Here is a 6,000-nt window from a genome sequence, read left to right as displayed (position 1 = left end):
AATTTTGACCGCACTTTACCGGCTTTTCGTTCAACGGGCGATCATTTCTTCAGCCGATTTATCAAATTCGGTAAATCGGCAATGCTGTCTATTACGTAATCCGCCAACTGTTCCCCTTCGGGCGTAATGGGTTTTCCTGTTTTTACCAAAATTTTTGACCGCACTTTAGCACCTTGTGCAGCCAGTAAATCTTCAACCTTATCTCCCACCATAAACGATTTAGCAGGATCGATATTTAATTCTCTAATCGCTTGATCCAGCATGCCGGATTTCGGTTTGCGGCAATCACAATCCTGTTTGTATTCGCCTTGTCCTTGCGGATGGTGAGGACAATAGTAAATGCCGTCCAGATCCACTCCTCGATCCGCCAGCGACCAATCCATCCATTCGGTTAACTGCAAAAATTGTTCTTCACTGAAATAACCTCTGGCAATGCCCGATTGATTTGTCACCAAAACCAATAAAAATCCCATCGCTTTTAATTTCTGCAACGCTTCGATACTGCCCTCGATAAAATGAAAATCATCAATCCGATGGACATAACCGTGATCAATATTTAATGTCCCGTCACGATCTAAAAAAATAGCTTTTTTCATGATTATTTCCGATTCTGTTGTACCTTTAGTATTATCGCTTTTCCTAAGGTCATTAGCAAATTGCTTATAAATCATACCGATCGGTTCTAAAAACCAAACTGATAAATATTGACACAGCCATATAGCCGTCTAAAATACGAAAACATCATTACTATAGCGATAAAATATGATTAATTTAAAAAATATTACCAAAGTTTTTGACATATCGGACAAAAAACTCACCGCCCTCGACAATGTTTCTTTGCATATTCCGCAAGGACAAATTTGTGGCGTTATCGGTGCATCGGGCGCCGGAAAAAGCACTTTGATCCGTTGTGTAAATTTACTGGAACAACCGACCTCCGGCTCGGTGATTATTGACGGAAAAGATTTGACTCAGCTGTCCGATGCGCAATTAATGCACGAACGCCGTAAAATCGGGATGATTTTCCAGCATTTCAATTTGCTTAGTTCCCGCACGGTTTTTGGCAACATTGCTTTACCGTTGGAATTGGAAAATACACCGAAAGATGAAATCCAAAAACGAGTAACCGAATTGCTCAAGCTGGTGGGATTAAGCGAAAAAAGCGCCGTTTATCCGGCGAATCTTTCCGGCGGACAAAAACAACGGGTTGCCATTGCCCGCGCGTTGGCCAGTGATCCGAAAGTATTGCTGTGCGATGAAGCCACCAGTGCGTTAGATCCGGCGACCACTCAGTCCATTTTAAAATTATTAAAGGAAATCAACCGCACTTTAGGCATTACTATTCTATTAATTACCCATGAAATGGAAGTGGTGAAACGCATTTGCGACACAGTTGCCGTTATCGATCACGGTCAGCTGGTCGAACAGGGTTCGGTCAGCGATATTTTTTCCAATCCGAAAACCGAACTTGCGCAGGAATTTATCAGTTCCACTTTCCATTATAATTTGCCGGAAGAATATCTGGAAAAAATGTCCGATACGCCCCGTTCGGCCAAATCCACGCCGATTATTAAATTTGAATTTACCGGGCGTTCCGTGGATGCGCCATTGCTGTCACAGGCTTCACGACGTTTTGACGTCAGTCTGAACATTCTGATCTCGCAAATCGATTATGCGGGCGGCATTAAATTCGGTTTTACTATCGCGGAACTGGAAGGCGATGAAGACGCCATTACACAAGCCAAAATATATTTAATGGAAAATAATGTCCGCGTGGAGGTGTTAGGTTATGTGGGCTAATTTTATTAATGATTTCAACACCCAAATGACACCGGAAATCTGGGATCTCATTTTAGTCAGCACCTGGGAAACCCTGTATATGACTTTTGCCGCTACATTTTTTGCCATTTTGTTCGGCTTGCCCTTGGGTATCTGGGCGTTTTTGACCAAAAAAGGCTACGCATTAAATAACGCAAAAATCAACCGCACTTTGGAAGTGATCATCAATATCGGACGCTCCATTCCGTTTATTATTTTGCTGTTAATTTTATTACCGGTAACCAAATTCCTGGTAGGCACCACTATCGGCACCACCGCCGCCATTATTCCGTTAAGTGTCGCCGCATTGCCTTTTGTCGCGCGTTTAACCGTTAATGCGTTGGGCGATGTACCGCCAGGTCTGACGGAAACCGCTCGGGCAATGGGAACCGGCACATGGCAACTCGTGACAAAATTTTATTTACCCGAAGCGCTCCCTATGCTGATTAAAGCCTTCACCCTGACGTTCGTCACCTTAATCGGTTATTCCGCCATGGCGGGCGCCGTAGGCGGCGGCGGTTTGGGTAATACGGCTATCACATTCGGGTTATACCGCAATATGCCTTATGTGCTTTGGGTCGCCACCATTATTATCGTCTTCATCGTCATCCTCGGTGAAAAATACGGTAACAAACTCGCTGATCGTTTTGATCATCGTTAATTAACCGAAAAGGAAACATTATGAACTTTAAAAAACTTCTTAGCGTGCTCGCCTTAACTTCCGTGTTTGCATTAACCGCATGTAAAGACGACAGCAAATTAAAAGTCGGCGTGATGGCGGGTCCGGAACATCAAATGGCGGAAATTGCCGCTAAAGTCGCCAAAGATAAATACAAACTCGATGTGGAATTGGTGTCGTTCACCGATTACAGCCAACCGAACGCCGCCTTGTTCCGTAAAGATCTGGACGTAAACGCGATTCAGCATAAACCTTATCTGGATGAAGATATGGCAAAAGGCGGCTATAAAGATTTAGTGATCGTCGGTAACACTTTCGTTTATCCAATCGCCGGTTATTCTAAGAAAATCAAATCGTTAGCCGAATTACAAGACGGCGCCACGGTGGCAATTCCGAATGATCCGACCAATCAGGGCCGCTCGTTGGCATTACTGGAAAAACAGGGTTTAATCAAATTAAAAGACAGCAACAACATTTTAAGCACGCCGCTTGATGTGATTGAAAACCCGAAAAACTTAAAATTCAACGCGGTGGAAGGCGCCTTATTACCGCGCGTCCTGGATGATGTGGATTTAGCCGTCATCAACAACAATTTCGCCGGACAAATCGGTTTATCGCCGAAAGACGGTATTTTTGTAGAAGATAAAGACAGCCCGTACGTCAATATCATTGTTGCGCGCGAAGACAACAAAGACACGCAGGCGGTAAAAGATTTCGTCAAAGCCTATCAGTCCGAAGAAGTGTATCAAGAAGCGGTGAAACACTTTAAAGACGGCGTAGTGAAAGGCTGGTAATCCGCAAAAGTGCGGGCAAAAAAACGCATGTTTTTTGACGCTCAATAAGCTAAAAAGGCGTAATCCTGTTGCGGTTACGCCTTTGCTTTATGCACAAAAAACGATTTTAATCGAACCAAATCAGGCTCGCCATGCGCCCGGTTTTCATTTCGCGGCGGAAAGAAAAAAATTTATCCCTTTCCGTATAAGTACAATGTTCTCCGCCGCTGATCTGCATAACGCCCATACGCTGCAAACGTTGCGCGGCGATTTGATAAAGATTGCCCAGATATTTTCCGGCGCTGGCCGAATCCGCCACAAAAGCCCGTTCGGCCCGATTGCCGGCCCGAACCAGGCGATAATTTCATCGCGCGGACATTGAAACTGTTGCACGGTTGCTTCCAGAACGCCGTCGCATAATCCGCGCCATCCCGCATGCGCCGCCGCCACTTCATTCCCTTTTTTGGACGTAAACAATACGGGCAGACAATCGGCGGTCATCACCAGACAAACCTGACCGGGCTTATCGGTATAAACCGCGTCCGCTTTTATGTCTTCGCCCGAATAAGGCAAACGAATCACGCGGGTACTGTGAATTTGGCTTAAGAACAACGGAAATTGCGGCAATCCGAATCGTTCCACCAACAAATCCCGGTTTTTTTTGACCGCACTTGGTTCATCTTCCACATGCTCGCCTAAATTAAAACTGGCGTACGGCGCCCGGCTGACACCGCCGTCGCGCAATGTGGTAAAAGCGTGAATATTTTGCGGGACTTGCCAAGACGGGTAAAGTGCGGTCAATTTTTGCGTCATTTTTTAGTAATCCAGTTCGTCTTTATGCAATTGGTAATCTTCTTTCAGGGCGGCAATTAATTCGGCAAAATCATCCGGCAAGGGCGCAAACCATTCCATCAATTCGCCGCTAATCGGATGCTCCAAACGCAACATAACGGCATGCAAAGCCTGACGCTGGAAATTGCGCAGCACCGCACTGAAATGCTCGCTGGCATTTTTAGGCGGGCGCGGACGTCCGCCGTAAGTTTGATCGCCCAACAACGGATGCGCGATATGCGCCATGTGTACGCGGATCTGATGAGTACGCCCGGTTTCCAGGCGTAAACGCAGGCGCGTATAATTACGGAAATGTTCCATGATGCGGTAATGCGTTACCGCCGGTTTACCCATCGGATGTACCGCCATTGCCGTACGTTTGGTGGGATGGCGCGCCATCGGTTCATCCACTTTTCCGCCTTTTGTCATCACGCCGAACGCCACGGCCTCATATTCGCGGGTGATTTTGCGTTTCTGCAAATCCCGTACCAACTGAGTTTGCGCGGGAATAGTTTTGGCGATCACCATTAAGCCTGTGGTATCTTTGTCCAGCCGGTGCACAATACCCGCGCGGGGCACTTCGGCAATTTGCGGATAATGATAAAGCAACGCGTTCAACACCGTGCCGCGCGAATTACCGGCGCCGGGATGCACCACGAAATTCTTTGGTTTATTAATCACCAGAATGTGTTCATCTTCATACACAATATTCAACGGCAGATTTTCCGGCTCGTAATGCGTTTCTTCTTCCGCTTCGACGTTAATTTCGATCTGTTCGCCGCCCAATACTTTAGTGCGCGGAACATTTTGAATGTTGCCGTTCACCCGCACCAGGTTTTCTTCGATCCAGGTTTTCAAACGCGAACGGGAATAGTCGGGGAACAATTCCGCTAAAGTTTGGTCTAACCGTTGTCCCATTTGGTGCGACTGAACCTCAGCCGTTAAAGTAAGTTGAGCCATAAAAAGTCCGTGAATTATTTTGTACTATCAGATAGAATGTGACGATTATTGTAACTGAATATCATATTTTTACATAGAAAAAGGATTATCACGCTATGCGTAACTTAAAATCGCTTACTCTTGCCGCGCTGGCTGCATTTGCGTTGACGGCCTGTTCCGGCAGCAACAACGAAGTCGAACAGGCATCGGAACAGGAATTGTTCACAAAAGGCCAGGCTTATGTGCAAGACGGTAATTACAGCGATGCGACCAAATATTTGCAAGCGGTGGATTCCCGTTTTCCGGGAAGCGATTACAGCGAACAGGCGGAGTTAAATCTGATTTACGCCGCTTATCGCAGCCAGGATTATACCACGGCGCTGGTCACGGCGGACCGCTTCCTGAAGTTACATCCGCAAAGCCAACATACGGATTACGTGCTGTATATGGCGGCGTTAACCAATATGTCCATGGGCGATAATTTCCTGCAGGATTTCTTCGGTATCGATCGCGCTTCCCGTGAAAGTACATCCATGAAAACCGCATTCGGCAACTTCCAGACGTTGGTTCAGCATTTCCCGAACAGTCCATATACGCCGGACGCCATCACCCGTATGGCTTACATTAAAGACCGTTTAGCCCGTCACGAATTGGAAATCGCGAAGTTCTATGCCAAACGCAAAGCCTGGGTTGCGGTGTCAAATCGCGTAACCGGTATGTTGCAGACTTATCCGGACACCAACGCGACATTACAAGCGTTACCGTTGTTAGAAGAAGCTTATCACGAAATGGGATTAACCCAGCTGGAACAAAAAGCGGCGACCCTGGTGAAAGCCAACGAAGGCAAAGTGATTAAAGAAGCGGATAAACCCGACGAACCGTTCTTAAGTTTACCGTCCTGGTTAACATTCGGCGGTGATGACAAAAAAGCCGAAACAAACACAAAATAGCCAAAACACA

6 protein-coding genes and 1 pseudogene are annotated in these 6,000 nt (G+C 46.4%); 4 read left to right on the top strand and 3 right to left on the bottom strand.

The genetic code is table 11. The annotated features are described in order from the left end of the window. Window positions 1–41: 41 nt before the first annotated feature. Window positions 42–596: a D-glycero-beta-D-manno-heptose 1,7-bisphosphate 7-phosphatase gene (gene gmhB / locus P7M01_RS10290; RefSeq protein WP_317480520.1), complete on the bottom strand. Its 555-nt coding sequence runs from the start codon at window positions 594–596 to the stop codon at window positions 42–44. Between the two features lie 166 nt (window positions 597–762). On the opposite strand from gmhB, the gene metN reads away from it, so the two are divergent. The 3 genes from metN to P7M01_RS10275 are packed head-to-tail and all read left to right on the top strand — an operon-like array spanning window position 763 to window position 3,291. After that, on the top strand, window positions 763–1,800 hold the full coding sequence (gene metN / locus P7M01_RS10285; protein ID WP_317476623.1) for a methionine ABC transporter ATP-binding protein MetN: 1,038 nt from the start codon (window positions 763–765) through the stop codon (window positions 1,798–1,800). Further along, on the top strand, window positions 1,790–2,479 hold the full coding sequence (locus tag P7M01_RS10280) for a methionine ABC transporter permease (protein ID WP_317483637.1): 690 nt from the start codon (window positions 1,790–1,792) through the stop codon (window positions 2,477–2,479). The genes metN and P7M01_RS10280 overlap by 11 nt, the downstream gene beginning before the upstream one ends. 20 nt (window positions 2,480–2,499) lie before the next feature. Further along, window positions 2,500–3,291: a MetQ/NlpA family lipoprotein gene (locus P7M01_RS10275; RefSeq protein ID WP_317476267.1), complete on the top strand. Its 792-nt coding sequence runs from the start codon at window positions 2,500–2,502 to the stop codon at window positions 3,289–3,291. Between the two features lie 106 nt (window positions 3,292–3,397). Here P7M01_RS10275 and pgeF read toward each other — a convergent pair. Both pgeF and rluD read right to left on the bottom strand, forming a co-directional pair. Continuing rightward, window positions 3,398–4,071: pseudogene (gene pgeF / locus P7M01_RS10270) on the bottom strand (peptidoglycan editing factor PgeF). A 15-nt stretch (window positions 4,072–4,086) separates the two neighbouring features. Then, the gene (gene rluD / locus P7M01_RS10265) at window positions 4,087–5,061 is read right to left on the bottom strand and encodes a 23S rRNA pseudouridine(1911/1915/1917) synthase RluD (RefSeq protein ID WP_317476268.1); all 975 of its coding nucleotides are present in this window, start codon (window positions 5,059–5,061) and stop codon (window positions 4,087–4,089) included. Window positions 5,062–5,156: 95 nt separating this feature from the next. Here rluD and P7M01_RS10260 point away from each other — a divergent pair, with 95 nt between their 5' ends. Beyond that, entirely contained in the window at window positions 5,157–5,990 is an 834-nt protein-coding gene (locus P7M01_RS10260) for an outer membrane protein assembly factor BamD (RefSeq protein ID WP_317480518.1), read from the top strand. Window positions 5,991–6,000 lie beyond the last annotated feature (10 nt).

Source organism: Exercitatus varius (assembly GCF_029577735.1).
GTDB classification, from domain to species: Bacteria; Pseudomonadota; Gammaproteobacteria; order Enterobacterales; family Pasteurellaceae; genus Exercitatus; species Exercitatus varius.
Note: the sequence above shows the minus strand (reverse complement) of the source record. Positions and strands in the feature narration are given on the sequence as shown.